A 26918-nucleotide genomic window follows, 5' to 3' on the forward strand; every position below is an offset into this window, starting at 1 on the left:
CATCATTGCGAACAATGTTGCCGTATCTAGGCTGATTATCTTCGGTCCGCCAGCGGGCATCTAAGCATCACCGCTCGGGACGGTCCCGGGCCAAGTGGAGATGCGAAGATGAACACGGACAAGAAAGTTGCGATCGTCACCGGCGCTTCGCGCGGCATCGGCGCTGCGATCGCCGAGCGGCTGGCGAAGGACGGCTTCACCGTCGTCGTCAACTATGCCGGCGGCGCTGCAGAGGCCGAGGCGCTGGTCGCGAAGATCGAGGCGGCGGGCGGCTCGGCCATCCCGGCCCAGGCCGATGTGAGCGATCCGGCGGCGGTGGCCCGCATGTTCGACGCGGCGCAGGCGGCGTTCGGCGGGGTCGACGTGCTGGTCAACAATGCCGGCATCATGAAGCTGGCGACTTTGGCCGAAAGCGACGACGCGCTGTTCGACAGCCAGGTCGCGATCAACCTGAAGGGCAGCTTCAACACGCTGCGCGAGGCGGCCAAGCGGCTACGCGAAGGCGGGCGGATCATCAACCTGTCGTCGAGCGTCGTCGGGCTGCGCCCCGCCAGCTACGCGGTCTATGCCGCCACCAAGGCCGGGGTCGAGGCGATGACCCATATCCTCACCAAGGAGCTGCGCGGCCGCAACATCACGGTGAACGCGATCGCCCCCGGGCCGACCGCCACGGCCTTGTTCCTCGACGGCAAGCCCCAGTCGGTGATCGACACGCTCACCAAGGCCGCCCCGCTCGAGCGCCTCGGTCAGCCCGAGGACATTGCCGGCGCCGTCGCCTTCCTCGCCGGCCCGGACGGCAGCTGGATCAACGGTCAGGTGCTGCGCGCGAACGGCGGGATCATCTGATCCCACATCTCTCCCCAAGCTCTTATCTTCGAAAGGAATTCATCATGTCGAACAGCAAGATCATCCTCATCACCGGTGCCTCCAGCGGTTTCGGCCGCCTGACCGCCGAGGCGCTCGCCCGGGCCGGGCACATCGTCTACGCCTCGATGCGCGACGTCGCCGGGCGCAATGCCAAGAACGCCGCCGAGCTTGCCGCCATCCCGGGCAGCGACCTTCGCCCGATCGAGCTCGACGTCCAGTCCGAGGCTTCGACCGAGGCGGCTGTGGCGAAGATCATCGCCGAGAGCGGCCGGATCGACGTGCTGGTCCACAATGCCGGGCACATGATGTTCGGGCCGGCCGAGAGCTTCACGCCGGAGCAGTTCGCCCAGCAGTACGACGTCAATGTGCTGGGCACCCAGCGGGTCAACCGCGCCGCGCTGCCGCACATGCGGGCGGCGAAGCAGGGGCTGCTGGTGTGGGTGTCGAGCAGCAGCTCGGCGGGCGGCACGCCGCCCTATCTCTCGCCCTACTTCGCGGCAAAGGCGGCGATGGATGCGCTGGCGGTGCAATATGCCCGCGAGCTGAGCCGCTGGGGGATCGAGACCTCGATCGTCGTGCCCGGCGCCTTCACCAAGGGCACCAACCACTTCGCCCATTCGGGCAGCCCGGCGGACGCCGCGCGCCTCGCCGAATATGAGGCGGGCCCGTACAAGGACTTCGGCGCGATCATCCAGAAGGCGTTCGGCGAGATCGTCCCCGAGGATGCCGATCCGGCGGGCGTGGCCGAGGAGATCGTCGACCTGGTCGGCATGGAATTCGGCACCCGCCCGTTCCGCCTCCACTATGACCCGAGCCAGGACGGCGCCGACATCACCTTCGGCGTGATGGACCGGGTGCGCGCCGAGATGCTCCACCGCGTGGGCATGTCGGACCTGCTCAAGCCGGCCAAGCTGGTCTGAGCGGTCGCACGATCGGGAAAGGGCCCGCCGGCGTGCGGGCCCTTTTCGCGTCAGGCTGCCTCGTTGAACTGCAGCGCGGCGAGGCGGGCGTAGAGGCCGCCCTGGGCGACCAGCTCGGCATGGGTGCCGGTCTCGACGATGCGGCCCTCGTCCATCACGATGATCCGGCCGGCGGCGCGGACGGTGGCGAGGCGGTGGGCGATGACCAGGGTGGTGCGGTTCTCCATCAGCCGCTCGAGCGCGTCCTGCACCAGACGCTCGCTCTCGGCGTCGAGCGCGGAGGTGGCTTCGTCGAGCAGCAGGATCGGGGCGTCGCGAAGCAGGGCGCGGGCGATGGCGATGCGCTGGCGCTGGCCGCCCGACAGGCGGGCGCCGCCTTCGCCGAGAAAGGTATCGAGCCCCTCGGGCAGGGCGCGGAGGAAGTCGGCGGCGTTGGCGGCCTGGGCGGCGGCCCAGATCTGCTCGTCGCTGGCATCCCAGGCGCCGTAGCGGAGATTGTCGCGGGCCGAGGCGCCGAAGATCACTGTCTCCTGTGGCACCATCGCCATGCGGGCGCGGACGTCTGCCGGGTCGGCCGACTTGATCGGCACGCCGTCGATACGGACTTCGCCGCCCTCGGGATCGTAGAAGCGCTGGAGCAGCTGGAATAGCGTCGACTTGCCGGCACCCGAGGGGCCGACCACCGCCACCGTCTCGCCCGGCCGGACATCCAGCGAGAAGTCGCTGAGCGCCGAGACTTCGGGGCGGCTCGGGTAGCGGAAGGTGACATGGTCGAAGACCAGCGCGCCCTGGGGCGGCTGGGGCAGGGCGACCGGATTGGCCGGGGCGGCGATGTCGGGCTGTTCCTGGAGCAGCTCGGCCAGGCGGCTGGCGGCGCCCGAGGCGCGCAGCAGGTCGCCATAGACTTCGGTCAGCGTGCTGAACGAGCCGGTGACCAGGCCGGCGGTGAGCACAAAGGCCAGGATAGAGCCGCCCGAAGCGCGCCCGGCGGCGACATCGGCGACGGCGGCCCAGACGATCAGCACGATCGCGGAGAACAGCGCGCCGATCACCAGCGCGGTCATCACCGCGCGCAGCCCGAAGCGGCGCTTGCCGGCCTCGAAGGTGCGGGTGACGGCGCCCTCGAAGCGTTCACCCTCGCGCGTCTCCTGGCCGAAGGCCTGGACGATGCGCATTGCGCCGAGCGTCTCCGATGCGATCGAGCCGACATCGGCGACGCGATCCTGGCTGTTGCGCGAGAGCTGGCGGACGCGGCTGCCGAGCCAGACGATCGGCAGGATTGTTACGGGAATGCCGACGATCAGATAGGCGGCGATCTTGGGCGAGAGCGCGAAGAGGTAGATCACGCCGCCCGCGCCGGTGAGCAGGTTGCGCAGCGCCATCGAGACGGTGGAGCCGACCACCTGCTCGACGATCGCGGTATCGGCGGTGAGGCGCGAGGCGATCTCGGAGGGGCGGTTCTCCTCGAACCATTTGGGCGGCAGGCGCAGCAGGTTGCGGTGCACCGCGATGCGCAGGTCCGCGACGGTGCGCTCGGCCAGCCAGGAGACGAAGTAGAAGCGCACCGCGGTGAACACCGCCAGCGCGAGGACGACGAGCAACAGCCCCTCGAAATAGATGCCGATCCGGCTGGGGTCGACACCGGCAGCGAAGCCGTGATCGATGATCAGCTGGAAGGTGCGCGGGACCAGCAGCGTCGTCACCGACGAGCCGAACAGCGCGACCATCGCGATCAGCAGCTGGAGCGGATAGCGCCGGGTGAAGCTCCACACGACGAGCAGGTTGGAGAGCTTGCGCTTCTGCGGCGCCGGCGGGACGGGTTCGGCCATGCGGGGCGGACTAGCGCGATTGCGGGGGCAGGGAAACTGTCGTTTGGCGGAGGATCCTTGCCGCGAATTCATTCAAAGCGTGGGATGCCGGTTTAATCGAATGCACAGAGAGGGTTAGTGGGTTCTCGCTACGGTTTTCGTAACACGGGTACGGGAACCCGACCTCAATTTGTCGCATTCTGATACCGGGCGCCGTTGCACCGCAGCACCGCTCGCCTATAACGCTAACATAGCCGCCGCCGTGATGGGGAGGGGGACGGCGGAAGGGACGCAATGCTGTACGACGCTTATGAGATTCAGCGCTCGCTTCTCGCAGGTGCGAGCGCGCTGGCAAACTTCTCCGCCGGGCTGCTGAATAATCCCGCCAATCCGTTCGCCTATTTCGGCGGCGGGCCGGTGATGGCCTCGGCGCTCGAGGTGTTCGCGCATGCCTCCGCCCCGCGCGGCAAGCCGGAGTTCGCGCTCGACCGCACCGAGATCGACGGCAAGCAGGTCGACGTCCATGAGGAGATCGTGCTGCGCAAGCCGTTCGGCCAGCTCAAGCGCTTCGTACGTGAAGGCGTGGAAGGCGGCCCCAAGCTGCTGATCGTCGCGCCGATGTCCGGACACTATGCCACGCTGCTGCGGGGCACGGTCGAGCGGATGCTGCCGGTGGCCGACGTCTACATCACCGACTGGCGCGACGCGAAGCTGGTGCCGACGGCCGATGGCCGCTTCGACCTGGACGACTATATCGATTACCTGGTCGAGTTCCTCGCCTTTATCGGCAAGGACGGCGATCCGCGCCCGCACGTGCTGGCGGTGTGCCAGCCTTCGGTGCCGGCCTATGCCGCCGTCGCGGTGATGAGCGCCGACAACCACCCGAACCGTCCGGCGACGCTGACCATGATGGGCGGCCCGATCGACACGCGCGAGGCGCCGACCGCGGTCAACACGCTCGCCACCGAACGCCCGTTCAGTTGGTTCGAACAGAATGTCATCGCCACCGTGCCGATGACCTATGCCGGGGCTGGCCGGAAGGTCTATCCGGGCTTCCTGCAGCTCGCGGGGTTCATGACGATGAACCTCGGCAACCACATGATTTCGCACTGGGAGATGTTCAAGCATCTCGTCCAGGGCGATGACGAGGGTGCCGAGTCGACGATGAAGTTCTACGAGGAGTATCGCTCGGTCTGCGACATGACCGCGGAATTCTACCTCCAGACGATCGACCTGGTGTTCCAGGCACATGCGCTGCCCAAGGGCGAGATGACGCATCGCGGCCGCAAGGTAGATCCGGCGGCGATCACGGATGTCGGCATCCTCGCGATCGAAGGCGAGAAGGACGACATCTCGGGCATCGGCCAGACCAAGGCGGCGCTGACCATCGCGACCGCGCTGCCGAATTCGCTGAAGCAGTATCACCTCGCCCAGGGCGTGGGCCATTACGGCATCTTCAACGGCTCGAAGTGGCGCAACCGCATCGCGCCGGTGCTGGTGGAATGGATGGCGACGCACTCCGCCTAAACGTCATCCCGGCGAAAGCCGGGATCTCAGGCAAATATGCGGGGAAGGAGCCGCACGAGATCCCGGCTTTCGCCGGGATGACGATTGCGGTTCGGGGGGCGGCCTTCAGTTATATTCGCTGGTCGCGACCACGCTCCAGATCAGCCATGCCGCCGCCGCCCAGATCGCGACGATGATCAGCACGCCTGGCCAGCTGACCGGGCGCTGGGTCTCGATCTCGGCGCGGGCGCGGTGCTCGGCGAACAGGGCGGGCGGGATCAGCTTCTCGAACAGCCATACCCCCAGAGGAATGACGATCGCATCGTCGACCAGGCCGAGCACCGGGATGAAATCCGGGATCAGGTCGATCGGCGACAGCGCATAGGCGGCGACCAGCAGGCCGACCAGCTTGGCGACCAGCGGGGTGCGCGGATCGCGCACCGCGAACCAGACGGCATGCGCTTCGGTGCGGATGCGATGGGCGAGCGACGGGCCGGACATGGGGAAGGGGTGGCTTGGGCCGCTGCCAGCGTCAAGCCAAACCGGTCGGTGCCCATCCGTCAAAGCGCAATCCGTCGCACCACAATCCGTCACAGTATAATCCGTCAGCCCGGCGAAAGCCGGGATCTCGTGCGGCTCTTGTCCCGCGCCACCGCCTGAGATCCCGACTTTCGTCGGGATGACGATTGTGGGCGGATGACGGTTGTGGTGTCGGATGGCGATGGCGTTCGCTATACGGTCAGGAAGCCGCAGTCGTATCGACCACCGCGTGGCTGCCTTCCTCGTCGCCCTTGATCTTGCCGCCGAACAGCATCTTCACCATGCCGCCCAGCGACATGTCCGCCTCCCACAGCTCGGCGCCGTCGATGTCGAAGCGGAGCAGGGCGAGGTTGGGATCGTCCTTGCCGCCCGGAAACCAGGCTTCGACATGGCGGTTCCACAGCTTGTCGATCTGGGCGAAGTCGTTGTCGACGCGGAGGTCGCCGTCGAGGCAGGCGAAATAGTCATGCCCCTTGGCGGCGAAATGCACCATCGCGCGGCCGCCGGGCGTCAGGCGGTTGTCCTTGCCGGCGAAGAAGAAGAGCGTGTCGACCTGATCCTCGTCGAGTTGGGCGGTCAGCGGGATATGGTGCTGCTGGCTGTCGATTAGGCCAACCATCACGAACGGGCTGTCGGCCAGCTTCTTCCAGAGATGCTGCTTGAGTTCGGTGACGTCGGCCATGATGCTCTCCATATCGGGGTGTAGGGAGAGAACCGGCAGGAAGCCTCAGGCGTTCCCATAGGCCGCGGCGGCACCGATCAGCTCGAGATCGTTGCGGTTGACCAGAGCCACCGGCACTTCGGACAGCTGGCGGCGGAAGGCGGCCTTGCCCTCCATGCGACGGCGGAAGGCCGGATCCATCAGGTGCGGATGGAGCGCACGGCTGATCGCACCGGTGAGGAACACGCCGTCCCAGGCGCCGAAGGCCAGGGCGAGGTCGCCGGCGAAGCTGCCGAGATGCTCGACGAACATCCGGACGACTGCCGCTGCTGTGGCATCGCGCGCGGTGTTCCGGGTGACTTCCTCGGGCGAGCCGGGCTTGGCGCCGCCCGACAGCGCCTCATAGGCGAGGCACAGGCCGGGGGCGCTGATCAGGGTCTCGACATCGAGCGCATGGCCGCGCGTGCGGCAGAATTCGGCGAACTTGCGCTCATCGGCGGTCTGCGGGGCGAAGGCGACATGGCCGGCTTCGCTTTGGACGGGCACCAGCCGGTCGCCCGCGCTGATCAGCGCCGCTACGCCGAGGCCGGTGCCGGTGCCGATTACGACATAGTTGCCGCCGGGCTCGACCGGACGTGGCGGCGGGCCGTGCAGCGCGGTGAAGGCGCTGGCCGGCAGGGTGGTGAGCGCCAGCGCGTTGGCCGCGCATTCGTTGAGCGCCCGTGGCGGCGCGCGCAGCACCGCCTCGACGCCGGAGAGCGAGATGTACCAGCGGCTGCCGGTGAGGTTGATCAGGTCGCCGCGCGCCGCGCCGGCTACCGCCAGCACGCTGGGCAGGCGCGCATCCTGCAGGCCGAGGGCGCCCAGATAGGTGACGAGCGCGCTGGTGAAGGTGGGGTGCTCGCTGGTCGAGAAACGGCGGATGTCTCGCGGCGCCATCCCTGCGTCTCCGCCGGTCAGCCCGAATCGCACCGATTGGCGGCCGATATCGGCCACCAAAGCCAAGCCTTCGCCCATGGGCGGCACCCCTCCTTTTGTCGGCCCCGCTTTGCGAAGTCCGAAATCTGTTATCGCTAACACTGGTTACAGAAGCAATAAGGTTGCGATTGGCAGCGTTGTCAGGAGGGTAGGGCGAAGTCGACGCCCGGTGCAAGCGAGTTTTGTTGCAACGGGAGTTTACATCGATCGAGCCGCTTGGAGATATCCTTTTGGCGGCCTGCGCTATGTGGGAGTGGCGAGCCGCAAGTTCACGGGATGCGTTCGATGGACAAGACTCCGGTCGTTTACATCACGGCGAGTGGTCGCAACGGGACGCTCTACACTGGCGTAACGTCGGACCTTCCCGGCCGCATCTATCAGCATCGGACAAAGGCATTCTCGGGTTTCAGCGCCAAGCACGGTTGCAATCGCCTTGTCTGGTACGAAGTACATGAGGAGATGGAGCCCGCCATCATTCGCGAAAAGCGCATCAAGGAGTGGAAGCGAGCTTGGAAGATCGCGTTGATCGAGGCGTGCAATCCGATTTGGCGCGATCTCGCCGAAGATCTTGGCTTCGACCCCTTGCCCTGAGCTTCCATCGTCATCCCGGCGAAAGCCGGGACCCAGAGTCGCAATTGCTTGGGCAGGGTAACTCTGGGCCCCGGCTTTCGCCGGGGTGACGGTTAGGGGTGATGCGGACGAACCACTTACGCGGGCCCGATGCGGGCTTCGGATAGTGACGCGCGGGCTTCAGACATCGTTTATCGCTGCGCCCGCCGACACTAACGGAGAAAGCGTATGAGTCTTGCTGACTTGTGCCTGATCCTTGCGGCGTTGTTCGCCTTTGCGACCTTGATCCTCAAGGTCGTGGAGGTAGCGCGCTCCAAGTAAGCACGACGGGAGGGGTTCGGCCTGCCAGCCGAGCCCCGAACGATTTGGGCCCCGATCGCTGCCACGACCGAGGCCCATATCGAACGGAGCGAACTCCATGTCACTTGCAAGATCTCTATAATCCTGCAGGCGTCAATTTTCAATGAGGCTTACAGCACCTCGAACAGGCCGGCCGCGCCCATGCCGCCGCCGATGCACATCGTCACGACGACATATTTCGCGCCGCGGCGCTTGCCTTCGATCAGCGCGTGGCCGGTCATGCGGGCACCCGACATGCCGTACGGGTGGCCGATCGAGATCGCGCCGCCATTGACGTTGAGCAGCTCGTTCGGGATGCCGAGCTGGTCCTGGCAATAGAGCACCTGCACCGCGAAAGCCTCGTTCAGCTCCCACAGGCCGATATCGTCCATCTTCAGGTTGAAGCGCTCGAGCAGCTTCGGGATCGCGAAGACCGGGCCGATGCCCATCTCGTCCGGCTTGGTGCCGGCGACGGCCATGCCGACATAGCGGCCGAGCGGCTGCAGTCCGCGCTTCTCGGCGAGCTTCTCTTCCATCAGCACCGAGGCCGACGAACCGTCCGACAGCTGCGACGCGTTGCCGGCGGTGATGGTGCCGTTCGGCAGCACCGGATTGAGCGCCTGCAGGCCCTCGATCGTGGTGTCGGCGCGGTTGCCCTCGTCCTTGGCGAGGGTGATTTCCTTCTGGGAGACTTCCTTGGTCTCCTTGTTGACGACGTTCATCGTCGCGGTGACCGGCACGATCTCGTCGTCGAACTTGCCCGCGGCCTGGGCGGCGGCGGTGCGCTGCTGCGACTGGAGCGAATAGGCGTCCATCCGGTCACGGCCGATGCCGTAGCGGCTGGCGACGACTTCGGCGGTCTGCAGCATCGGCATGTAGATGTCGCCGTGCATCGCGAGCAGCTCGCGATCGGGCTCGACGCGCATCGCCGGGGTCTGCACCAACGAGATCGACTCGAGGCCGCCGCCGATGGCGATGTCCATATTGTCGACGATGATCTCCTTGGCGGCCGTCGCGATCGCCATCAGGCCCGAGGCGCACTGGCGGTCGACCGACATGCCGGCGACCGAGACGGGCAGGCCGGCGCGCAGCAGCGCGGTGCGGGCGATGTTGCCGGCGGTGCTGCCCTGCTGGAGCGCGGCGCCGAATACGACGTCCTGCACTTCCGCCGGATCGATCTTGGCGCGCTCGACGGCGGCGCGGATCGCGTGGGCGCCGAGCGTCGGCGCCGGCGTGGCGTTGAACGCGCCGCGATAGGCGCGGCCGATGCCGGTGCGGGCGGTCGAGACGATGACTGCGGAGCGAGACATGGTGGTTCCTTCTCTTGGGATCTCAGACGTAGACGAGCGCGATCCACTCGGCGACCAAAGCGGGCTTCTCCTCGCCTTCGATCTCGAGGGTGTATTCCTGGACCTGCTCCCAGACGCCGGGCTTGCGCTCGGTGAACTTGAGCAGCCTGAAGCGGCCGCGGACGCGCTTGCCCGAGCGTACCGGCTGCATGAAACGGACTTTGTTGCCGCCGTAGTTGACGCCCATCTTCACGCCTTCGATGGCAGGCGTATCGGTGCGGGCGGCGAGCATCGGCATCAGCGAGAGCGACAGGAATCCGTGCGCGATCGTGCCGCCGAACGGCGTCTGCGCGGCGCGGACCGGATCGACATGGATGAACTGGTGGTCGCCCGTCGCCTCGGCAAAGGTGTTGATCATCGTCTGGGTGACTTCCACCCAGTCCGAGACTCGCTCGGTGCCGATGCTTTCGGCCATCTCCTGCACCGTGATCGTCGCCAAGGATCCCGCTCCCGCCGCTCTTGTTGGGCCCCATCTAGTGAACCGGGAGGGGCTCCCGCAAGCCTCGCCCGACCGGAAATTTGAAAGGTGCGGCTGACGTAGCGTCGGAAGAGTGGAGCGTTGGGCCATTTCGGCCAGACCCGATGTTCGAATCGCGGATCTGGCCGATTCGCCTGGCGGGCGGGGCGGGCCGGCTCAGCGGCTGTGGAGGTGCAGGATGTTGCCGTCCGGGTCCTTGAACCAGATCACGCGGAAATCGCCCTTGCGGTGCACGCCGTCGAGGACGCTGTCGAACCCGTCGGGATATTCGTCGAGCGTCACGCCCTTGCCACGCAGTTCCGCCGCGATCGCCTCCAGCTTGTCGCCGACGCCCCACAGCACGGCGTTGGCCTGGTTGGTGCCGGCATAGTCGCTCAGATAGATGTTGAGCTGGGTATTGCCGGTGCCGAACAGGAAGCCGTTGCCGTGATCCTCGAGCAGCGGCAGGCCGAGTGTGCCCTCGTAAAAGGCGCGGGCGACCGCCAGATCCTTGCAGGGGATGATCGCCGAAGAGGCATGGTCCTTGAGCATCGCGAGTCTCCTTCTCTCGCCCCCGCATAATCGGCGGCGCCGGGCCGCGAATGCCGTGTCCGGGTAGGTCCGCGCTCCCGCTTTCGCGGGAGCGCTCAGGCCCTGGCTTCCTCCGGATAGGGCAGGATGAACTTGCCGTCGGGCGCGGCGGTGTAGCTGGTCTGGGTCGGGTAGGGGATCGAGATGCCCTCGGCGGCGAACTTGCGCAGGATGCCGAAGATGATCTTGTCGCGCACGATCTGGGCATGGGGCACGTCGTCGCCCTCGACATCGAACTCGATCATGAAGTCGATCGAGCTGGCGCCGAACCCCTCGGTGCTGGCGCGCGACAGGGTGCCGCCGGCCGCCTCGACGATTTCCTTGAGCATCGCCGGCAATGCCTCGAGCGTCTCGACGGGGGTCTCATAGGCGACGGAAACCGGCAGCTTGGTGCGCGTGTGGTGGCGAAGCGACAGGTTCTCGATCAGCTTGTCGAGCAGCTGCTTGTTCGAGAAGATCAGCTCCTCGCCGACGAACGAGCGGATGCGTGTGCTCATCAGGCCGATCGACTGGACGGTGCCGCTGTTCTTGTCGAAGCGGATCTTGTCGCCGACGCGGAAGGGTCGGTCGAACAGGATCGTCAGCGCAGCGAAGAGGTTGGCGAAGATGCCCTGCGCGGCGAGACCGATGGCGATGCCGCCGACGCCGAGGCCGGCGATCAGGCCGGTGACGTTCACCCCCAGATTGCCGAGCACCATCACCGTCGCGATCGCGAACAGCACCACGGTGATCAGGATGCGGATGATGCCGAGCGCGCTGGCCAGGCCCGAGCCGTGATAATTGTCGGCGGTCGTCTTGTGCTCGATCGCGCCGAAGATCAGCTCGCGTAGCCAGATCGCACACTGGAACACGGCCGAGATGGTGAAGAGGAACTCGACCGTGGTCTCTACCATCGGCGGCGGGCCGGCATAGCCGGTGACCAGCCGGATCGAGGTCATCAGGATGAAGAAATTGCCGGTCTTGGCGACGGCGCGGCCGATGATCGCATACCAGTTGGCGACGCCCTCGCCCTTCTTGCACAGGCGGGCGCCCCAGCCCTTGATCGCCTGGAGCAGGAAGAACACCGCGATGGCGACGCCGGTGGCGATCAGGATCTGGAGCCAGTGCGACTGCGCCCATGCCCAGCTGTCATTTGCGAAGGTTTCGGCCTGAATCTGAAGATCCTCGCTCTGGGGGAAACCATTGGCGGTGCGATTGATAGTCATGCGGCCTTTCGGGGCTGTTGGTGCGCGGCAAGGCCTTCGAGGAAGGCGATCAGGCCGCGTTCGTAACGATTGAGCCAGCGCGTGGCACGCGGCAAGTGGCATCCGGCGCGCCATTCCGCCTGCGCCTCGCGATCCTTGGCGAGATCGACCAAAGCGGGATGGACATAGGATTTGCGGGCGATGGCGGGCGTGTTGCCCAGCGCCTCGGTCACCGGCTCGAGCATTGCCTTGAGGCCGACATGCTCGCCCGCCGCGGCCAGCGCGCGGAAGGCGATGACGCTGGCGCCCCAGGTGCGGAAATGCTTGGCGGTGAAGTCCTCGCTGGTGGCCTCGCGGATATAGGCGTTGACGTCGGACGAGGTGACCGGGTGCGCCTCGCCGGCATCGTCGAGCCAGCGGAACAGATGCTGGCCGGGCAGGTCCTGGCATTTCCGGACGAAGCGGCTGAGCGAGCCGTCGGTGATCGTCATCACGCGCAGCTTGCCCGACTTGGCGCGGAACTGGAGGCGGAGCGTCTGGCCCTTCACCACTGCATGGCGCTTGCGCAAGGTGGTGGCGCCGAAGCTCTTGTTGGCCTGGACATATTGCTCGTTGCCGACGCGGATGCTGCCGAGATCGAGCAGGCGGACCACCGCGGCCACCGCCTTCTCCTTGCACAGGCCGCGCAGCTTCAGGTCGTGCTCGACCCGGGCGCGGAGCTTGGCGAGATGCTCGCCGAAGCTGGCGCAGCGATCATATTTCGCCGCCTCCTGCGCCTCGCGGAACCCGGTGTGATAGCGGTACTGCTTGCGGCCCTTCTCGTCATAGCCGGTCGCCTGGATATGGCCGCGCGGATCGGGGCAGAACCAGGCGTGGTGATAGGCGGGCGGCAGGCCGATCGCGTTCAGCCGGTCGATCGCGTCGCGGTCCTTGATGCGCTCGCCCTCGGCATCCCAATAGCCCCAGCCATGGCGCACCTTGCGCCGCGTGATGCCGGGTTGCTGGTCGTCGACATAGACGATGTCGGTACTTGGCATGGGCCTCCTCGCTATGGCCCGGTCAATGCGCAGACCATCGCTTCGTTCCGGAACCGGGCGGTGGGCGGCCGGTTCAGCGGGAGCAACCGAGGAGCTTGCCATGACCGATCTCTCTCATGTCCGCGTGCTGATGATGGCGACCAACGGCTTCGAGCAGGACGAGCTGATGCTGCCTCGCCAGGCGCTGATCGACGCCGGCGCGCAGGTGACGCTCGCGGCGCTCGATACCAGGCCGATCACCGGCGAGAAGGGGGGCGAGAAGGGCGAGAGCATCACACCGGACACCACGATCGACGAGGTCGATACCGACAATTACGACGCGCTGGTGCTGCCCGGCGGGGTGACCAATCCGGACAGACTGCGGATGAACGAGCGGGCGGTGGAGATCGTCGGCGAGTTCATGGACGACGAGAAGATCGTCGCCGCGATCTGCCATGCGCCCTGGCTGCTGGTGGAGGCCGATGTGGTCGAGGGGCGCGAGGTGACCGGCTGGCCTTCGGTGCGCACCGACCTGGAGAATGCCGGCGCCGAAGTGATCGACCGCGAAGTGGTGATCGACGAGAACCTCATCACCAGCCGCAAGCCCGACGATATCCCGGCGTTCAACCGCGCGGTGATCGAAGCGCTGGCGAAGGTGCCGGCGGAGGCTTGATCATTCCCCTTCCGCTTGCGGGAGGGGGTGTCCTTCCCCGACATTGCGTTTCGACAGCCCCTCCCCCTGCTCCTCCCGCAAGCGGAAGGGGAGTCTTAGGGTGTTGATCCACCTTTGCGCCGGGCGTTCGACCAGATGGTAGAGCGCCACCGAGGCGAGCAACACCAGGGCGAAAAAGGCGAAGGCAGTGGCCAGCCCGATTTCGCCATTGCCCTGGACGAAGACGAGCTTGAACAGCTTCCACAACAGCATGTGCGACAGATAGGTCGCGAAGCTGATCATGCCGAGATAGTGGAGCCAGCGCGCGCCGAGCGGATTGCGCGGCCCGTCGGTGAGCGCGAAGGCGAGGAGCAGCGCGGCGAAAGCGGTGGGCGCGGCGGCGGTCTCGGGCACGCCGGCCAGTGGCGCGAGGGCGAGCGCTGCGATGCCGGTCAGCGCGGCGAGGAGTGCCGGCAGCCGGGGCGCGGCCCGCCAGCGTTCCCACAGCGCCCAGACTGCGGTGCCGATGCTGAACTCCACCAGGCAGCGGACCATTCCGAAATGCGCAACGTCCTGATTGAGAAACAGCGCGCTGCGATTCTCCATCACCCGGGCGAGCAGGGCGGCGGCGGCGAGGATCGCGGCGGCGATCCCCCAGCTCGGCACGCGTCGCCAGTCGATGACGGCCACCATCGCCGGAAACAGGAGATAGGCGGCGAACTCTGCCGAGATAGACCAGGCCGGGTCGTTCCATTTGAGCGTGTGCTCGAAGCCCCAGGCCTGGATCAGGAAGATATGGGCCGGGAGGGCCGAGCCGGGGAATTGGGGATCGCCATGCCCGGCATAGGCCAGTGCCAGTGCCAATATTGCAGCGCATCCCAGCATGAAGAGATGGAGCGGCCAGATGCGGGCGACCCGCTTCTTCAGGAAATCGGGCACCGCACGCCAACCCTGTGCCTGCAGGCGATCGGACCAGGTGAGCGCGATCACGAATCCGGAGAGCAGGAAGAAGAAGTCGACCGCCAGATACCCCTTGCTGAACAGGGTGCGGAATTCGGGCGAGAGCCCTTCCAGCGAATTGCGGACATGGAAGGCGACCACATACCAGGCGGCGATGCCGCGCAGCGAGGTGAGGCTACGGAGTTCGGGCCGGGCCTTGCTCATGCCAGCGCCGGCCTCTCGCGGCGCAGCGGGCGCCAGGCGGATTCCTCGCGCTTGCGGGCCATATAGGTGTCGAGCCCGATCTGGGCGCCGATCAGCATGTAGACGAAGGGCTGGAAGGCGATGGCGATGAAGGTGGCGCCGAGCATGTAGACGATGTGCGCGGTCTGCAGCGCCGAGGCGAGCGGGGCGACCCATTCCTGGCCGGGATCGGGCTTCCGGTAGCGCTGGCGCAGCACCTCCATGCGGAAGATGCCGAGGATGTTGATGAGCAGCCACAGCGCCAGGCCGGGATAGCCCTGCTCGCCGAGCATCTCGAAATAGGCGCTGTGATAGGCGCGGGCGCTGTCGACCTCGAGGCTGCGGTCGATCTTCTGCTGGCCGGCGCCTTCGCCTTCGACCGCGACCTTCTCGTAGCGGATCTTGTTCTGGCGATAGGCCTCGAAGCCGCCGCCCATCGGATGGGCCTTGGCGTAGTCCATCGTCCATTGCCACACGGCGAGGCGGGTGGAGGCCGAGGCGTCTGCCTTGTAGGTCTTGATCGTCCCCATCCGCTCGGTGAACGAGCTGGGCAGGAAGGGCACGGCGGCGAGGCCGAGACAGCCGAGCGCGGTGAGGTAGACCAGCTTGCGCTTGGCATCGCGGATCATCAGCAGCGCGACCAGCCCGATGCAGAGCAGGCCCGTGCGCGTCGAGGTGCCGACCGGGATCAGCAGGCAGGCGAAGATCAGCGCGAGGCAGAAGCACTTCACCTTCCAGTCGGGCGGGAAGATCGTGCCGAAGCGCATGAACCAGACGATCAGCGGGATGATCGCGATCGCCACGGTGGAGATGGTCGAGCCTTCGTACAGGCCGGAATTGTTGGCGACCATCAGGTTGAGCTCGCCATAGCCGCCGCCCGAGCCGAGCGTCTTGATCCCGCCGACGATGATGATCGACGAGGCGGACAGGATCATGAAGAGCAGCAGGCTCTCGATGCGCAGCTTGGTGCGGAGCGTCAGCGGCAGGAAGGCGGCGAAGGCGAGCGCCTTCCACACCCAGTCCCACTTGTCCAAGGCCTCGACTTTGAAGTCGGCATTGAGCGTGGTGTAGAAGCAATAGCCGAGCAGGGCGACGATCATCAGCTGGCGCGGGGCGACGCGGACGTCCTTCTTGTCGTCCATCGCCAGCCAGCCGAGCACCGAAAGGCCCACCGCGATCAGCGAGATCGGCACCGAGTTGAGCAGGAGGTAGGTCAGCCGCTGCGGCGAGACGATGTCGATATAGGCATAGACCAGCACGAAGATGAACGGCTTGCGGAAGCCCATCCCGAAAAAGGCCAGCAGGAAGGCGACGAAGACGAGATCACGCACCGGGCTTGCCCCATCGGCTGGGCTTGGCCTTGGAGGGCTGGTCGTTGGGGCCGGGTTCGTGGTCGAGATCGGGGCGGCGCAGCAGCAGGAAGGCCGCGAGCAGCATCAGCCCGTGCGAGATCGCGAGCGATAGATTGTCGATCATGGGCCCGTTGCCGCTCCTGCTTGTGGGGACGGCATAGCGGGATGCGGTTGACGCGGCGTTAAGTGCTCCCGTGCCAATGGGGAGCCCATGCGGATTCTCCACATCCTCGATCACGGCCTGCCGCTGCACAGCGGCTATACCTTCCGGACGCGTGCGATCCTGAAGGCGCAGATGGCGCGCGGCTGGGAAGTCGCCGCGGTGACCAGTCCGCGCCACGGCAAGTTCGACACCGACGAGGAGACGATCGACGGCATCCGCTTCTATCGGACGCCGCGGGTCAATTCCGGGCCGCCGGTGATCGGCGAGCTGCGCGAGGTCTCGGCATTCGCGAAGCGGATCGAGGCGGTGGCGCGGCAGTGGAAGCCCGATGTGCTGCATGCCCATTCGCCGGTGCTCGGTGCGATGGCGGCGCAGCGGGTGGCGAACCGGCTCGGGCTGCCGCTGATGTACGAGATCCGTGCATTCTGGGAAGACGCCGCGGTGGGCAACGGCACAGGCACCGAGGGCAGCTGGAAATACCGGGCGACGCGCTGGCTGGAGACGCGGGCGGTGCGCAGGGCCGATGCCGTGGCGGTGATCTGCGAGGGGCTGAAGGGCGACCTGGTGGCGCGGGGCGGGATCGATGCGGGCAAGATCATGATCTCGCCCAATGGCGTCGACCTGGGCCTGTTCGGCGAGCCCTTGCCGCATGACACGGCGCTGGCGAAGGGGCTGGGCATCGAGGGCGCCGAGACGATCGGCTTCATCGGCAGCTTCTACGATTATGAGGGGCTGGACGTGCTGATCGAGGCGATGCCGGGGCTGGTCGCCCTGCGCCCCAAGATGCACCTCGTCCTGGTCGGCGGCGGCCCCTGCGACGCCACGCTGATGGCCCAGGCAGCGGCATCGCCGGTGGCAAACCGTATCCACTTCGTCGGCCGCGTGCCACACCAGCAAGTCGAGCGCTATTACAGCGTGATCGACGTCCTCGTTTATCCGCGCAAGCATATGCGCCTCACCGACCTGGTGACGCCGCTCAAGCCGCTGGAGGCCATGGCGCAGCGCCGGCTGGTCGCCGCCTCCGATGTGGGCGGGCATCGCGAGCTGATCCGCGACGGCGACACCGGAACGCTGTTCGCTCCCGACAGCCCCGCGGCCCTGGCCGAATCGGTCGCCAGGCTGTTCGCCGAGCGCGAGGGCTGGGACGCACGGCGCGAGCGCGGCCGGGCATTCGTCGAGACCGAGCGCAGCTGGGCGACAAATGTCGGCCGTTATGACTCCGTTTACCAAAGACTCGCCAAAATCGGGGCCATGGAAGACTCATGGTCGCACACGTCCGTGGTGAGCGCATGAACCTGCCGCTGGCGCCCTTGATCGCCGCGGTCGCGGGTGGCCTCGCTGCGCTTGGCGTGGCGATGATCCCCGTGCCCGCGCTCGAGGCGCTGGTGATGGATTCCGGTCTTCCTTCCGTTCTCGCAATGGCCGAGCCGCCGCTGGGCACCACAGCCCGGCTCGCCGTGGCGCTGGGTGCCGGCGCGTTCGTCGGCGCCTTCATGTGGCTCTCGGCCTTCATCCTGCTAGGCTCGCGCGGGCTGACCATCGGCGAATCGGTCGAGGCGGAGAGCGATCCCGAGCAGGTGCCGCTGCCGGTGCTGCGCCGCGCCGATGCGCATCCCGACGCGCCGCCGCGCCCGCCCTTGCTCGCCACCCGCGACCTGGGCCGGCCGTTCCTTGAGGTCCGTGCCGCCGTGCCGGTGGCCGAGCCCGAGGAGGAGCGCGTCGACTTCGACGCGATCTTCCCGCCGCGCGCGATCACGCCGCCCAAGGCGCCGGAGCCGGTGGTCGTGATGGCGCCCGAGCCCGTGGTCGAGCTGCCCGCGCCGGTGGTGGTCGCTGCGCCCGAGCCGGTGGTCGAGGCGCCCAAAGTACACGAAGTACACGCCGAAGCGGTGTTCGAGCTCGAGCCCGAGGCGCCGGAAGTTCACAAAGTTCACGACCTCCACGCGCGCGAGGCCCAGCCGCTCGTCGAGCAGGAGCTGCCGGTCGATCTCGGCCAGCCGCTCTCGGCCTTCGACCCGCAGGCGATCCCGGTGGTGCCCAAGCCCGCGCCGGTGCCGCTCGCGCCGCTGCGCCGCCAGCCGCGCCCGTCGATCTTCGACGAGAGCGAGCGCTTCGAGATATTCGAGCTGACCCCGCCGCCGCGCCGGCACGTGCCCGAGCCGCTGGCCGAGGCGCCCGCCGCCCCGCCGCGCGAGCGGATCGTGCGGCCGGAGACCGATGCCTCGATCCACGCGCTGCTCGAACGTCTCGAGCGCGGCGTGGCCGACAAGCAGATCGCAGCGACCTCGCGGGCGGCGGCCAAGGCGCAGGAGCGCGGGCTGGAGGAAGCCCTGGTCACCCTGCGCAACCTGGCGCGGCGCACGGCCTGATTCCCTTCCGGCTGCTTGTGCCTTTCCCCGGCGAAGGCCGGGGCCCAGACTAAGCGTGTGCGCGAAGACGCGCCAAGGCGCGTGACTTTCAAGACCGGGCCCCGGCCTTCGCCGGGGAAAGAAGAGGGCGAGGAATTATCGCCTTTCCTCCACGGTCAGCACCTCGAGCGATACCGCCACCCGGTCCTCCGCCCGGCGGACGTGCTCGACGGCAAGGTCGGCGACCAGGTGGCCGCGCAGGCGGATATCCGCATCGGGTAGGGCCGCGATCCAGGCGTCGAGCGCCGGGGAGGGCGGGGCGGCGAGGCTGAGCAGGTGGCGCGCGCCGTTGAAGGTGACGCTGGCCCAGCGGCGCCAGTCCGATTCGACCAGCGCCACCGGGCAGCCCGCCGCCTCCGCATGCGCCTCGAGCGCGCGGCGGAGCAGGGTCTCCGCATCGGGACCGCGGCTCATCGGCCGGACCCCGGGTGCTGGGGCTGCTGCTGCGCCAGCTTGTGCGCGGCGAGGAACGCCTCGACCCGCGCGGTGATCTTCGCGCCGGGCTCGCGGCCCATGCGCAGGTCGAACACGAAGCGCGGATCGCGGACCGCGAGCCTGCCGAATTTGGTGGGCGGCATGTCCGTCGCCCGGAGGAATTTCTCGATCTTGCGATGCACCGACATCCGTTCGTCTCCCGTCCGATTCGCTGAAGATCGTTCTCACTTTGTTCCTTATTTCCTACTTGTCTAGGAAAAATCCTATGAGTATGGAGACGTAATGGAACCGGACGCGCAACGAGCCGCGCTGGAGGCGCTGATCGCGGAAAACGGCACGAGCCTTTCCGAGCTTTCGCGGCTGCTCGGGCGCAATGCGGCCTATCTCCAGCAATATCTGGTGCGGGGTACGCCGCGGCTGCTGAGCGAGGCGGACCGGGCGCTGCTCGCGCGCTATTTCGGCGTGGCCGAGGCGCGGCTGGGCGGACCCGAGCAGGAGGGGCTGGTCGAGGTGGCGCGGCTCGACGTCGGCGCGTCGGCGGGGCCGGGCGGGCTGGTCGAGGGTGAGGCGCGGCGGCGGCGCGGGGCGCAATTCTCGCCCGAGCTGCTGCGTGCGCTGGGCGTGCGGCCCGAGGCGGCGTCGATGATCCGGGTACGCGGCGATTCGATGGTGCCGACGCTGGAGGATGGCGACGAGATCCTCGTTGACCGCGACCGGCGGCGGGTGGAGGGGCGCGGCGGGGTGTTCGTGATCCGCCTCGACGGCGAGCTGATGGTCAAGCGGCTGCGCATCGGGGTGGGCGGGATCGAAGTGATCTCGGACAATCCGGAGTGGGAGACGCGGGTGGTGCCGACCAGGGCGCTCGACGTGGTCGGGCGGGTGGCCTGGCTGGGGCGGGCGGTTTAGCCTGCGTCACTCTAGCCTGAATTTTCCCCGGCGAAGGCCGGGGCCCAGTCTTGAAAGTCACGCGCCTTGGCGCGTCTTCGCCGCGCACTGCTTAGTCTGGGGCCCGGCCTTCGCCGGGGAAAAGGAAAAGCGGCCGACCTAACGCCCCACCCGCACCCGATCGACCAGCCAGACCAGGACCAGCAGCGCCACGCCGACGCCCAGCCCGACCACGAAGCCGAACGAGGCCTCGCCCCGGGCGATGCCGACGAACACGCCGACGAGCAGGCTGAGCGCGAGCAGGAAGCCGCCGGCGAGGGGCGTCTTGGAGGGAGACTTGGCCATCGCCACCCTCTGCCACGTCCCGGGGCGGGACGCCATATGTGCCAGGGCGGGGCAGGCGATACGCCAGTTTTGGCATGGTTACCGCGAATTGACTCTCGTGTGGCGCCGAAAGCGTGGAATCGCGGGAAGCTGGCACGGATCGTGTAGCGAACGCGCGCATGAACATGATGCCGTATCTGGGCGATCGCTGCGAAATCGCCGACGCCAACGAACTGATCGCCTGCTTCGGCGAGCTCGCCGGCAGCGAGGCGGCCGCCCGCGCCGACCGCAGCCGCGACCTGGGCAACCATATCCATTTCTGCCGCTGGCGCCAGATCGAGCGGCTGATCGTGCTGATGTCGGTGGGCAGGGCCGTGGGGACCGTGCACTGACGACGTAATTCCTCCCCGCGCTCGCTCGGGGAGGGGGACCGCGCACATAGTGCGTGGTGGAGGGGCCGGCGCAACGCGCCGGTGCCCGGCGCGCCCCTCCACCACCGGCTTCGCCGGCGGTCCCCCTCCCCCAGACAAGCTCGGGGAGGAATTAGGTGGGCACGGACCCGAAACCACCCACCGGCGTTCATCCCGCGATGAACACGCCCCAATTGCTCTCCGTCGGCGTGCTCGTCGGCATGATGCTGCTCTTCATCTGGGGACGTTTCCGCTACGATATGGTCGCGGTGATCGCGCTGCTCGCGGCGCTGGCGCTGGGCATCGTGAAGCCAAAGGAAGCGTTCACCGGCTTTTCCGACGACATCGTGATCATCGTCGCCAGCGCGCTGGTGCTCTCCGGCGCGGTGCAGCGATCGGGGGTGATCGAGCGGGCGATGCTGTTGCTGCAGAAGCGGGTGACGCATGTGCGCTCGCAACTGCTGCTGCTCAGCGCCTCGGTCGGCTTCGCCTCGGCGCTGGTCAAGAACATCGGCGCGCTGGCGATGATGATCCCGGTGGCGCTGCAGATGAGCAAGCGGGCGAACGTCTCGCCGGCCGCCTATCTGATGCCGATGAGCTTCGCCTCGCTGCTCGGCGGGCTGATCACGCTGATCGGGACTTCGCCCAACATCATCGTCAGCCGGGTGCGCGAGGAGATGACCGGCCAGCCCTTCGGCATGTTCGACTATGCGCCGGTCGGGCTGGGGCTGACGCTGGTCGGGCTGGTGTTCCTGCGCTTCGGCTACCGGCTGCTGCCGCGCGACCGCCGCGCCGCGCCGACCCTGGGCGAGGCGATCGACATCCAGGATTACGTCACCGAGGCGGAGATCCCCGCCGGATCGCCGGCGGTGGACGAGACGGTCGCCGCGTTCCGCGAGCGGCATGACGGCGAGATCACCGTCACCGCGATCCTGCGCGCCGGCATCCGATCGATCCCGTTCCCCGATGCGGTACTACAGCCCGAGGACGTGCTGATCCTCGCCGGCCCGCCCGACAGCCTGGAGCGGGTGATCGCCAGCGACCGGCTGGAGCTGGAAGGCGCGCACCGCGAGACCCCCGACGGCGCCAGCGGCGAAGTGGGGGTGATCGAGGCGGTGATCGGCACCGAGAGCCCCTTGATCGGCCGTACCGCCGGGCGGCTGGGGCTGCACGAGCGCTTCGGGGTGAATTTGATCGCGGTGTCGCGCCGCGGCGACCGGCTGGCGAGGCGGCTGGGCGACGTGATGCTCGAGGCGGGCGACGTGATCGTGCTGCAGGGGCCGCTCGACCTGCTGTTCGAGCGGCTCGGCGAGCTGGGCTGCCTGCCGCTCGCCGAACGGACCCTGCGGCTGGGCAGCGCGCGCAAGGGGTTGCTGCCGCTGGCGATCCTTGGTGCGGCGATGGCGGCGACGGCGCTGGGCTATGTGCCGGTGGCGGTGGCGTTCTTCGCCGCGGCGGGGCTCACCATCCTGCTTGGCGCACTGCCGGTGCGCGAGGCCTATGACCATATCGAATGGCCGATCCTGGTGATGCTCGGCGCGCTGATCCCGGTCTCCGATTCGCTGCGGACGACGGGGGCGAGCCAGATCATCGGGGACGGGCTGGGGCAGCTTGCCGCGACCCTGCCGCCCTGGGGGGCGGTGGCGCTGATCCTGGCGGCGGCGATGGCGGTGACGCCGTTCCTCAACAATGCCGCGACCGTGCTGGTGATGGCGCCGATCGCCGCGACCTTCGCGGGCGAACTGGGCTACCGGCCCGAGGCGTTCCTGATGGCGACCGCGGTGGGCGCGGGCTGCGACTTCCTCACGCCGATCGGCCACCAGTGCAACACGCTGGTGATGGGCCCGGGCGGGTACCGGTTCGGCGATTATGCGCGGCTGGGCGCGCCGCTCTCGCTGATCGTGCTGGTGGTCGGCACGCCGCTGATCCTATGGGTGTGGCCGGTGCATTGAGTTTGGAGTCGCATATGGAACGGATGGCACGGATCGAGCGCGTCGGCGGGCCCGAGGTCATCCAGTGGGTCGATGTCGATCTGCCGCCGCCGGGGCCGGGCGAAGTGCGGATGCGCAACACCGCGGTGGGGCTCAACTTCATCGACACCTATCATCGCTCGGGCCTCTATCCGGTGCCGCTGCCGAGCGGGCTGGGCGGCGAGGCGGCGGGGCTGGTCGAGGCGGTGGGCGAGGGCGTGGACGGCTTCTCAGTTGGCGACCGCGTGGCGACCTTCGGCCCGGGGCTCGGCGCCTATGCGACCGCGCGCAACCTGCCGGCGAAGCTGCTGTTCGCGCTGCCCGACGACATCAGCGACGAGACTGCCGCGGCGGCCCTGCTCAAGGGCGGGACGGTGGAGTTCCTGGTCGAGCGCTGCGCCCGGGTCGAGCCGGGCTGGACGGTGCTGGTCCATGCCGCGGCGGGCGGCGTCGGGCAGATCGCAGTGCGCTGGCTGAAGGCGATCGGCGCGCGGGTGCTGGCGACGGTGGGCAGCGCCGACAAGGTGGCGCTGGCGGTCGAGGCCGGGGCGGACGACGTGCTGGTCTCGCGCGGCGAGGGCGTGGCCGACTGGGTGCGCGGGATCACCGGTGGCACCGGCGTGGAAGTGGTGTTCGACGGCGTCGGCAAGGCGACCTGGGAGGCGTCGCTGGCCAGCGTGCGGCGGCGCGGGCTCGTGGTGAGCTTCGGCAATGCCAGCGGGCCGGTGGACGGCGTGGCGCTGGGCGCGCTGGCGCGGGCCGGGTCGGTCTATGTCACGCGGCCGACGATGTTCGACTATTATGTCACCCCCGAGGAGCGCGCGACGGGCAGCGCGCGGCTGTTCCAGATGCTGCGCAGCGGCGCGGTGCGGGCGGATATCGGCCAGCGGTTCGCGCTGGAGGACGCCGCCGACGCGCACCGCGCACTGGAGGCAGGGAAGACGACCGGGTCTACGGTGCTGGTGGTGTAGCTCAAAATTCCTCCCCGAGCTCGCTCGGGGAGGGGGACCATTCGCAGAGCGAATGGTGGAGGGGTGCGCCGGTCACGGCGCATGCGCGCCGGCCCCTCCACCACCGCCTTCGGCGGCGGTCCCCCTCCCCCAGACAAGCTGGGGGAGGAACTATGTGTCAGGCCAGCACGCCCACCACGGCCTTCACTTCCATGAATTCCGCCAGGCCGAACTTGCCGTGCTCGCGGCCATTGCCCGACTGTTTGTAGCCGCCGAAGGGCAGGTTCGGGTCGGGCTGGCCGCCATTCACATAGACCATGCCGGCGCGCAGCCGCGGGGCGACGCGCTTCACTGCCTCGCCGCTGCCGAAGACCACGGCGGACAGGCCGTAATCGGTGTCGTTGGCGATGCGGACGGCGTCTTCCTCGTCCTCATAGGGGATGATCGTGACGACGGGGCCGAAGATCTCCTCGCGGGCGATCGTCATGTCGTTGCGCACGCCCGAGAAGAGGGTGGGGCGGACGAAATAGCCGGTCTCGACGCCGTCCGGCCGGCCGGGGCCGCCGGCCTCGAGCTTGGCGCCTTCCTCCATGCCCTTGGCGATCAGGCCCTGGACCTTCTCCCACTGGCTCCGGTTGACCAGCGGGCCGATATGGCGGCCCTCTTCGGAAGGATTGCCGGTCGCCGTCGCCTTCATCACGTCGACAGCGGCGGCGGCGACCTGGTCCTGCAACCCGGCCGGCACGAGCAGGCGGGTGGGGGCGATGCAGCTCTGACCCGAGTTGAGCAGCACGCTGAACAGCGTGGTCTGCACCGCACGGCCGAGATCGGCGCCTTCGAGCATCAGCGAAGGCGACTTGCCGCCCAGCTCCTGGTGGACGCGCTTGACCGTCTCGGCGGCGTTCTTGGCGACGAGCACGCCGGCGCGGGTGGAGCCGGTGAAGCTCACCATGTCGACGCCCTTGTGGCGCGAAAGCGCGGTGCCGACGCCGGGGCCGTCGCCATTGACCAGGTTGAACACGCCCGCGGGCACCCCGGCGGCGGCGAGCACCTCGGCGAAGATCATCGCGCAGCCGGGCGCCTCTTCGGAGGGCTTGAGCACCATGCAGCAGCCGGCGGCGAGCGCGGGCGCGACCTTGGAGACGATCTGGTTGAGCGGCCAGTTCCACGGGGTGATCATCGCGACCACGCCGATCGGCTCATGGACGACTAGGGAGTTGCCGATCTGCTCCTCGAACTGGAAGTCCTGGAGCGCCTTGGCGGCGGACATCAGATGGCCGAGGCCCGAACCGACCTGTGCGGTCTTCGCCAGGCTGATCGGCGCGCCCATCTCCAGGCTGATCGCCTCGGCCATATCGCCGGCGCGCTTCTTGTATTCGGTCAGGATCGCCTCGATCAGCGCAACGCGTTCCTCGACGCTGGTGCGCGAGAAGCTCTCGAACGCCTTGCGCGCGGCCGCCACGGCCTTGTCGACATCGGCTTCGGAGCCGAGCGTGATCTCGGTGACGGCTTCCTCGGTCGCCGGGTTGATCACTTCGTGCCGGGTGCCGCCTTGGCTCTCGACCCACTCGCCCCCGATGAACTGCTTCAGATAGCTGCGCATCCCTCTCACCTCTCCGATTCGAACCTGCGGTATGGAGGCTAGATGGCCAGTTGCCATTCGCAACGCAAGTGGGCGACTCAGCCAGGCTGGATCATGAACACCTCGCCAGCCAGATCGACGATATAGACGTTGTCCGCGCCGTCGACGCCGAACGAGGCGAGCTGGTTGATCGTGCCGGCATCGGGGGTGAAGTCGACATTGCGGCGCTCGTAACTGGCGTTGGAATAGAGCGAGCCCTGGACGAGCGAGGCATAGGGCAGCGTCCAGATATTGCCGCTGACGAAGTCGCCGAAGATGTAGCTGCCGCGCAGCGAGGTGACCGGCCCGCGATAGACATAGCCGCCGATGATCGAGGCCCCCTGTTTGGGGCCGCTGCCATGATCATATTGGGTGACCGGGGCGGTGAGGCCGGCCGGGGCGGTGCCGTTGAAGGGCTGGGTGCCTTCGAGGAAGCGCCAGCCGAAATTGAGGCCGGCCTGGCCGATCGGCGCGAGATCGACTTCCTCGATCGCGCCCTGGCCGACATCGGCAATGACCAGCGTGTTGCCGTCGAAGCTGTTGCGGAACGGATTCCGCAGGCCATAGGCGAAGATATAGGGATCGCCGCCGCCAGCCGCGAAGGGATTGGCCGGCGCGGGCGCGAAGGGCGTGGCGGCGCCCGGCGTGGTGTCGATCCTCAGGCGCAGGATCTTGCCGAGGCGCGAATTGACGTTCTGGGCATTGTTGCTCGGATCACCGCCGCCCCCGCCGTCGCCGGTCGCGTCATAGAGCAGCCCGTCGGGCCCGAAGCCGATCCAGCCGCCATTGTGATTGTCCGCGCCCGGATGCGGAGTGGAGAGGGCGAGGCGATAGCCGGCGGTGCCGAGCGTGTATTCGCGGATCTCGAGGCTGCCATCGGGCGCGACGGCATGGACGAACACCACGTTCGAGGTCGCGAAGTCCGGACGCGGCGCGATGCCGAGCAGGCCGCGCTCGCCGCTGGTCGAGAGATTGCCCGCAGTGAAGGCGAGCGCCTTGGCACCGGTCGCGGGCGTCAGGAACCAGACATTGCCGCCCTTCTCGACCACGAAGACACGGTTGTTGTCGCCGGGCACCGCCGCGACGAACAGCGGCTGGGTGAAGCCGGTGCCGACGCGCTTGACCGCGATGCCTTCCTTCGAATCCGTGACGGTGACCGCGAGGTTGAGCGTCGAATTCAGGCTGGCGTCGCTGGCGCGCAGCTGGACCTGGTAGACATTGTTTGCGTCGGCATCCCGCGGCGTCTCGAAGCTCGGCGCGGCGACGAAGCTCAGCGCCCCGGCGGCGGTGATCGTGAACAGCGCGGCATCGGCGCCGCCCGCGATCGCGAAGGTGACCGGATTGCCCTCGGCATCGGTCGCCGCCGCCTGATAGGCCAGCGCGGTATTCTCCGCGACATTGGCGGTGGCGGGCGAGGTGAAGCTGGGCGCGGTGTTGGCGGCGGTCGGCGTGGGCGTGGGTGCCGGGGTTGTAGAGCCGCCATCGCCTCCACTCGAGCAGGCGGCGAGAAGCAACAGGCCGGTGAGCGGGGGCGTGATACGCATGCGGGGTCCTCCCTGAGACCAGAGCCGCAACGCGGGGCCGGCAGGGCCGTTCCGCCGCATCAACAATCGGTGCAAATCCCCGGCTAATTCATTGCATCGCAACATGGATGTCATGATCGCAGGCCATCGGCCCTGCCCGAGGGAACAGCGGAAACGCCTGGTGATCGGGAGTCCGCCCTGTCCGTCCGCAACGTGCTGCTCGCTTTCTTGGCCCGAGCAGCCGTACCGGCGCAGGC

28 protein-coding genes are annotated in these 26918 nt (G+C 67.8%); 11 read left to right on the plus strand and 17 right to left on the minus strand.

The genetic code is table 11. The annotated features are described in order from the left end of the window. Nucleotides 1-108 precede the first annotated feature (108 nt). On the plus strand, nt 109-846 hold the full coding sequence (locus tag J2W22_RS19100) for an SDR family oxidoreductase (RefSeq protein WP_307119871.1): 738 nt from the start codon (nt 109-111) through the stop codon (nt 844-846). Between the two features lie 44 nt (nt 847-890). Then, complete coding sequence (locus J2W22_RS19105; protein ID WP_307119872.1) at nt 891-1787, plus strand: SDR family oxidoreductase; 897 nt, start codon at nt 891-893, stop codon at nt 1785-1787. A gap of 50 nt (nt 1788-1837) precedes the next feature. Here J2W22_RS19105 and J2W22_RS19110 read toward each other — a convergent pair whose 3' ends face one another. Continuing rightward, the gene (locus J2W22_RS19110) at nt 1838-3616 is read right to left on the minus strand and encodes an ABC transporter transmembrane domain-containing protein (RefSeq protein ID WP_307119873.1); all 1779 of its coding nucleotides are present in this window, start codon (nt 3614-3616) and stop codon (nt 1838-1840) included. 273 nt (nt 3617-3889) lie between these two features. Here J2W22_RS19110 and J2W22_RS19115 point away from each other — a divergent pair, with 273 nt between their 5' ends. After that, nucleotides 3890-5122, plus strand: a complete 1233-nt coding sequence (locus tag J2W22_RS19115) for a polyhydroxyalkanoate depolymerase (RefSeq protein WP_307119874.1) — start codon at nt 3890-3892, stop codon at nt 5120-5122. 105 nt (nt 5123-5227) lie between these two features. Here J2W22_RS19115 and J2W22_RS19120 read toward each other — a convergent pair whose 3' ends face one another. From J2W22_RS19120 to J2W22_RS19130, 3 genes are all read right to left on the minus strand, one after another. Continuing rightward, entirely contained in the window at nt 5228-5602 is a 375-nt protein-coding gene (locus tag J2W22_RS19120) for a YkvA family protein (protein WP_307119875.1), read from the minus strand. A 238-nt stretch (nt 5603-5840) separates the two neighbouring features. Next, on the minus strand, nt 5841-6323 hold the full coding sequence (locus tag J2W22_RS19125) for a pyridoxamine 5'-phosphate oxidase family protein (RefSeq protein ID WP_307119876.1): 483 nt from the start codon (nt 6321-6323) through the stop codon (nt 5841-5843). A 45-nt stretch (nt 6324-6368) separates the two neighbouring features. Continuing rightward, nucleotides 6369-7319, minus strand: a complete 951-nt coding sequence (locus tag J2W22_RS19130) for a glucokinase (RefSeq protein ID WP_307119877.1) — start codon at nt 7317-7319, stop codon at nt 6369-6371. Nucleotides 7320-7565: 246 nt separating this feature from the next. Here J2W22_RS19130 and J2W22_RS19135 point away from each other — a divergent pair, with 246 nt between their 5' ends. After that, nucleotides 7566-7871: a GIY-YIG nuclease family protein gene (locus J2W22_RS19135; RefSeq protein WP_307119878.1), complete on the plus strand. Its 306-nt coding sequence runs from the start codon at nt 7566-7568 to the stop codon at nt 7869-7871. 449 nt (nt 7872-8320) lie between these two features. On the opposite strand, the gene J2W22_RS19140 is transcribed toward J2W22_RS19135, so the two are convergent. The 5 genes from J2W22_RS19140 to J2W22_RS19160 form a co-directional block, all read right to left on the minus strand. After that, the gene (locus tag J2W22_RS19140; RefSeq protein WP_307119879.1) at nt 8321-9499 is read right to left on the minus strand and encodes an acetyl-CoA C-acyltransferase; all 1179 of its coding nucleotides are present in this window, start codon (nt 9497-9499) and stop codon (nt 8321-8323) included. A 22-nt stretch (nt 9500-9521) separates the two neighbouring features. Then, nucleotides 9522-9977: a MaoC family dehydratase gene (locus tag J2W22_RS19145; RefSeq protein ID WP_373423002.1), complete on the minus strand. Its 456-nt coding sequence runs from the start codon at nt 9975-9977 to the stop codon at nt 9522-9524. A 195-nt stretch (nt 9978-10172) separates the two neighbouring features. Beyond that, on the minus strand, nt 10173-10547 hold the full coding sequence (locus J2W22_RS19150) for a VOC family protein (protein ID WP_307119880.1): 375 nt from the start codon (nt 10545-10547) through the stop codon (nt 10173-10175). A gap of 95 nt (nt 10548-10642) precedes the next feature. Then, nucleotides 10643-11791 (minus strand): mechanosensitive ion channel family protein, encoded by a 1149-nt coding sequence (locus tag J2W22_RS19155; protein ID WP_307119881.1) that lies wholly within the window; start codon nt 11789-11791, stop codon nt 10643-10645. Then, on the minus strand, nt 11788-12807 hold the full coding sequence (locus tag J2W22_RS19160; protein ID WP_307119882.1) for a DNA topoisomerase IB: 1020 nt from the start codon (nt 12805-12807) through the stop codon (nt 11788-11790). Before J2W22_RS19160 ends, J2W22_RS19155 begins: the two co-directional genes overlap by 4 nt. Before the next feature lie 100 nt (nt 12808-12907). Between J2W22_RS19160 and J2W22_RS19165 the strand changes: the two genes are divergently transcribed. After that, nucleotides 12908-13459 carry a type 1 glutamine amidotransferase domain-containing protein gene (locus J2W22_RS19165; protein ID WP_307119883.1) on the plus strand — a complete coding sequence of 184 codons (552 nt, stop codon included), beginning with the start codon at nt 12908-12910 and terminating at the stop codon, nt 13457-13459. Here the strand turns inward: J2W22_RS19165 and J2W22_RS19170 are convergent, their stop codons facing one another. From J2W22_RS19170 to J2W22_RS19180, 3 genes are read right to left on the minus strand one after another with little or no spacing between them, the layout of a single operon-like run. Then, entirely contained in the window at nt 13460-14602 is a 1143-nt protein-coding gene (locus J2W22_RS19170; protein WP_307119884.1) for an acyltransferase family protein, read from the minus strand. It lies immediately after the preceding gene. Further along, a complete protein-coding gene (locus tag J2W22_RS19175; RefSeq protein ID WP_307119885.1) occupies nt 14599-15951 on the minus strand; it encodes a putative O-glycosylation ligase, exosortase A system-associated in 1353 nt (450 codons plus the stop codon). The genes J2W22_RS19170 and J2W22_RS19175 overlap by 4 nt, the downstream gene beginning before the upstream one ends. Beyond that, entirely contained in the window at nt 15944-16096 is a 153-nt protein-coding gene (locus J2W22_RS19180) for a hypothetical protein (protein ID WP_307119886.1), read from the minus strand. The genes J2W22_RS19175 and J2W22_RS19180 overlap by 8 nt, the downstream gene beginning before the upstream one ends. Before the next feature lie 87 nt (nt 16097-16183). On the opposite strand from J2W22_RS19180, the gene J2W22_RS19185 reads away from it, so the two are divergent. Then, a complete protein-coding gene (locus J2W22_RS19185) occupies nt 16184-17428 on the plus strand; it encodes a TIGR04063 family PEP-CTERM/XrtA system glycosyltransferase (RefSeq protein ID WP_307119887.1) in 1245 nt (414 codons plus the stop codon). Further along, nucleotides 17398-18504 carry a hypothetical protein gene (locus J2W22_RS19190; RefSeq protein WP_307119888.1) on the plus strand — a complete coding sequence of 369 codons (1107 nt, stop codon included), beginning with the start codon at nt 17398-17400 and terminating at the stop codon, nt 18502-18504. The genes J2W22_RS19185 and J2W22_RS19190 overlap by 31 nt, the downstream gene beginning before the upstream one ends. Before the next feature lie 135 nt (nt 18505-18639). On the opposite strand, the gene J2W22_RS19195 is transcribed toward J2W22_RS19190, so the two are convergent. Continuing rightward, nucleotides 18640-18957 (minus strand): hypothetical protein, encoded by a 318-nt coding sequence (locus tag J2W22_RS19195; protein ID WP_307119889.1) that lies wholly within the window; start codon nt 18955-18957, stop codon nt 18640-18642. Further along, nucleotides 18954-19166, minus strand: a complete 213-nt coding sequence (locus tag J2W22_RS19200; protein WP_307119890.1) for a hypothetical protein — start codon at nt 19164-19166, stop codon at nt 18954-18956. Before J2W22_RS19200 ends, J2W22_RS19195 begins: the two co-directional genes overlap by 4 nt. Before the next feature lie 94 nt (nt 19167-19260). Between J2W22_RS19200 and J2W22_RS19205 the strand changes: the two genes are divergently transcribed. Further along, nucleotides 19261-19884 carry a S24 family peptidase gene (locus tag J2W22_RS19205; RefSeq protein ID WP_307119891.1) on the plus strand — a complete coding sequence of 208 codons (624 nt, stop codon included), beginning with the start codon at nt 19261-19263 and terminating at the stop codon, nt 19882-19884. Between the two features lie 138 nt (nt 19885-20022). Here J2W22_RS19205 and J2W22_RS19210 read toward each other — a convergent pair whose 3' ends face one another. After that, nucleotides 20023-20208: a hypothetical protein gene (locus tag J2W22_RS19210; RefSeq protein ID WP_307119892.1), complete on the minus strand. Its 186-nt coding sequence runs from the start codon at nt 20206-20208 to the stop codon at nt 20023-20025. A 158-nt stretch (nt 20209-20366) separates the two neighbouring features. On the opposite strand from J2W22_RS19210, the gene J2W22_RS19215 reads away from it, so the two are divergent. The 3 genes from J2W22_RS19215 to J2W22_RS19225 all read left to right on the plus strand — a co-directional run bounded on the left by J2W22_RS19215 (nt 20367) and on the right by J2W22_RS19225 (nt 23538). Next, nucleotides 20367-20579, plus strand: a complete 213-nt coding sequence (locus J2W22_RS19215; RefSeq protein ID WP_307119893.1) for a hypothetical protein — start codon at nt 20367-20369, stop codon at nt 20577-20579. A 197-nt stretch (nt 20580-20776) separates the two neighbouring features. Beyond that, on the plus strand, nt 20777-22549 hold the full coding sequence (locus tag J2W22_RS19220) for an SLC13 family permease (protein WP_307120686.1): 1773 nt from the start codon (nt 20777-20779) through the stop codon (nt 22547-22549). A gap of 14 nt (nt 22550-22563) precedes the next feature. Beyond that, nucleotides 22564-23538 (plus strand): quinone oxidoreductase family protein, encoded by a 975-nt coding sequence (locus tag J2W22_RS19225; RefSeq protein WP_307119894.1) that lies wholly within the window; start codon nt 22564-22566, stop codon nt 23536-23538. A gap of 157 nt (nt 23539-23695) precedes the next feature. On the opposite strand, the gene J2W22_RS19230 is transcribed toward J2W22_RS19225, so the two are convergent. Together J2W22_RS19230 and J2W22_RS19235 are read right to left on the minus strand one after the other, a co-directional pair. Beyond that, entirely contained in the window at nt 23696-25120 is a 1425-nt protein-coding gene (locus tag J2W22_RS19230; RefSeq protein WP_307119895.1) for an aldehyde dehydrogenase family protein, read from the minus strand. A gap of 77 nt (nt 25121-25197) precedes the next feature. After that, entirely contained in the window at nt 25198-26682 is a 1485-nt protein-coding gene (locus tag J2W22_RS19235; RefSeq protein ID WP_307119896.1) for a PQQ-dependent sugar dehydrogenase, read from the minus strand. Nucleotides 26683-26918: the final 236 nt, after the last annotated feature.

The sequence above is a fragment of the Sphingomonas kyeonggiensis genome, assembly GCF_030812785.1.
Lineage (GTDB): Bacteria > Pseudomonadota > Alphaproteobacteria > Sphingomonadales > Sphingomonadaceae > Sphingomonas > Sphingomonas kyeonggiensis_B.

Coding starts and splice junctions, on each gene's coding strand:
- J2W22_RS19195 (WP_307119889.1), bottom strand. CDS start 18,957: ATGAGCCGCGGTCCCGATGCGGAGACCCTGCTCCGCCGCGCGCTCGAG.
- J2W22_RS19105 (WP_307119872.1), top strand. CDS start 891: ATGTCGAACAGCAAGATCATCCTCATCACCGGTGCCTCCAGCGGTTTC.
- J2W22_RS19155 (WP_307119881.1), bottom strand. CDS start 11,791: ATGACTATCAATCGCACCGCCAATGGTTTCCCCCAGAGCGAGGATCTT.
- J2W22_RS19135 (WP_307119878.1), top strand. CDS start 7,566: ATGGACAAGACTCCGGTCGTTTACATCACGGCGAGTGGTCGCAACGGG.
- J2W22_RS19125 (WP_307119876.1), bottom strand. CDS start 6,323: ATGGCCGACGTCACCGAACTCAAGCAGCATCTCTGGAAGAAGCTGGCC.
- J2W22_RS19200 (WP_307119890.1), bottom strand. CDS start 19,166: ATGTCGGTGCATCGCAAGATCGAGAAATTCCTCCGGGCGACGGACATG.
- J2W22_RS19235 (WP_307119896.1), bottom strand. CDS start 26,682: ATGCGTATCACGCCCCCGCTCACCGGCCTGTTGCTTCTCGCCGCCTGC.
- J2W22_RS19185 (WP_307119887.1), top strand. CDS start 16,184: ATGCGGATTCTCCACATCCTCGATCACGGCCTGCCGCTGCACAGCGGC.
- J2W22_RS19220 (WP_307120686.1), top strand. CDS start 20,777: ATGAACACGCCCCAATTGCTCTCCGTCGGCGTGCTCGTCGGCATGATG.
- J2W22_RS19115 (WP_307119874.1), top strand. CDS start 3,890: ATGCTGTACGACGCTTATGAGATTCAGCGCTCGCTTCTCGCAGGTGCG.
- J2W22_RS19120 (WP_307119875.1), bottom strand. CDS start 5,602: ATGTCCGGCCCGTCGCTCGCCCATCGCATCCGCACCGAAGCGCATGCC.
- J2W22_RS19130 (WP_307119877.1), bottom strand. CDS start 7,319: ATGGGCGAAGGCTTGGCTTTGGTGGCCGATATCGGCCGCCAATCGGTG.
- J2W22_RS19225 (WP_307119894.1), top strand. CDS start 22,564: ATGGAACGGATGGCACGGATCGAGCGCGTCGGCGGGCCCGAGGTCATC.
- J2W22_RS19170 (WP_307119884.1), bottom strand. CDS start 14,602: ATGAGCAAGGCCCGGCCCGAACTCCGTAGCCTCACCTCGCTGCGCGGC.
- J2W22_RS19150 (WP_307119880.1), bottom strand. CDS start 10,547: ATGCTCAAGGACCATGCCTCTTCGGCGATCATCCCCTGCAAGGATCTG.
- J2W22_RS19160 (WP_307119882.1), bottom strand. CDS start 12,807: ATGCCAAGTACCGACATCGTCTATGTCGACGACCAGCAACCCGGCATC.
- J2W22_RS19140 (WP_307119879.1), bottom strand. CDS start 9,499: ATGTCTCGCTCCGCAGTCATCGTCTCGACCGCCCGCACCGGCATCGGC.
- J2W22_RS19215 (WP_307119893.1), top strand. CDS start 20,367: ATGAACATGATGCCGTATCTGGGCGATCGCTGCGAAATCGCCGACGCC.
- J2W22_RS19100 (WP_307119871.1), top strand. CDS start 109: ATGAACACGGACAAGAAAGTTGCGATCGTCACCGGCGCTTCGCGCGGC.
- J2W22_RS19190 (WP_307119888.1), top strand. CDS start 17,398: ATGGTCGCACACGTCCGTGGTGAGCGCATGAACCTGCCGCTGGCGCCC.
- J2W22_RS19180 (WP_307119886.1), bottom strand. CDS start 16,096: ATGATCGACAATCTATCGCTCGCGATCTCGCACGGGCTGATGCTGCTC.
- J2W22_RS19205 (WP_307119891.1), top strand. CDS start 19,261: ATGGAACCGGACGCGCAACGAGCCGCGCTGGAGGCGCTGATCGCGGAA.
- J2W22_RS19110 (WP_307119873.1), bottom strand. CDS start 3,616: ATGGCCGAACCCGTCCCGCCGGCGCCGCAGAAGCGCAAGCTCTCCAAC.
- J2W22_RS19165 (WP_307119883.1), top strand. CDS start 12,908: ATGACCGATCTCTCTCATGTCCGCGTGCTGATGATGGCGACCAACGGC.
- J2W22_RS19230 (WP_307119895.1), bottom strand. CDS start 25,120: ATGCGCAGCTATCTGAAGCAGTTCATCGGGGGCGAGTGGGTCGAGAGC.
- J2W22_RS19210 (WP_307119892.1), bottom strand. CDS start 20,208: ATGGCCAAGTCTCCCTCCAAGACGCCCCTCGCCGGCGGCTTCCTGCTC.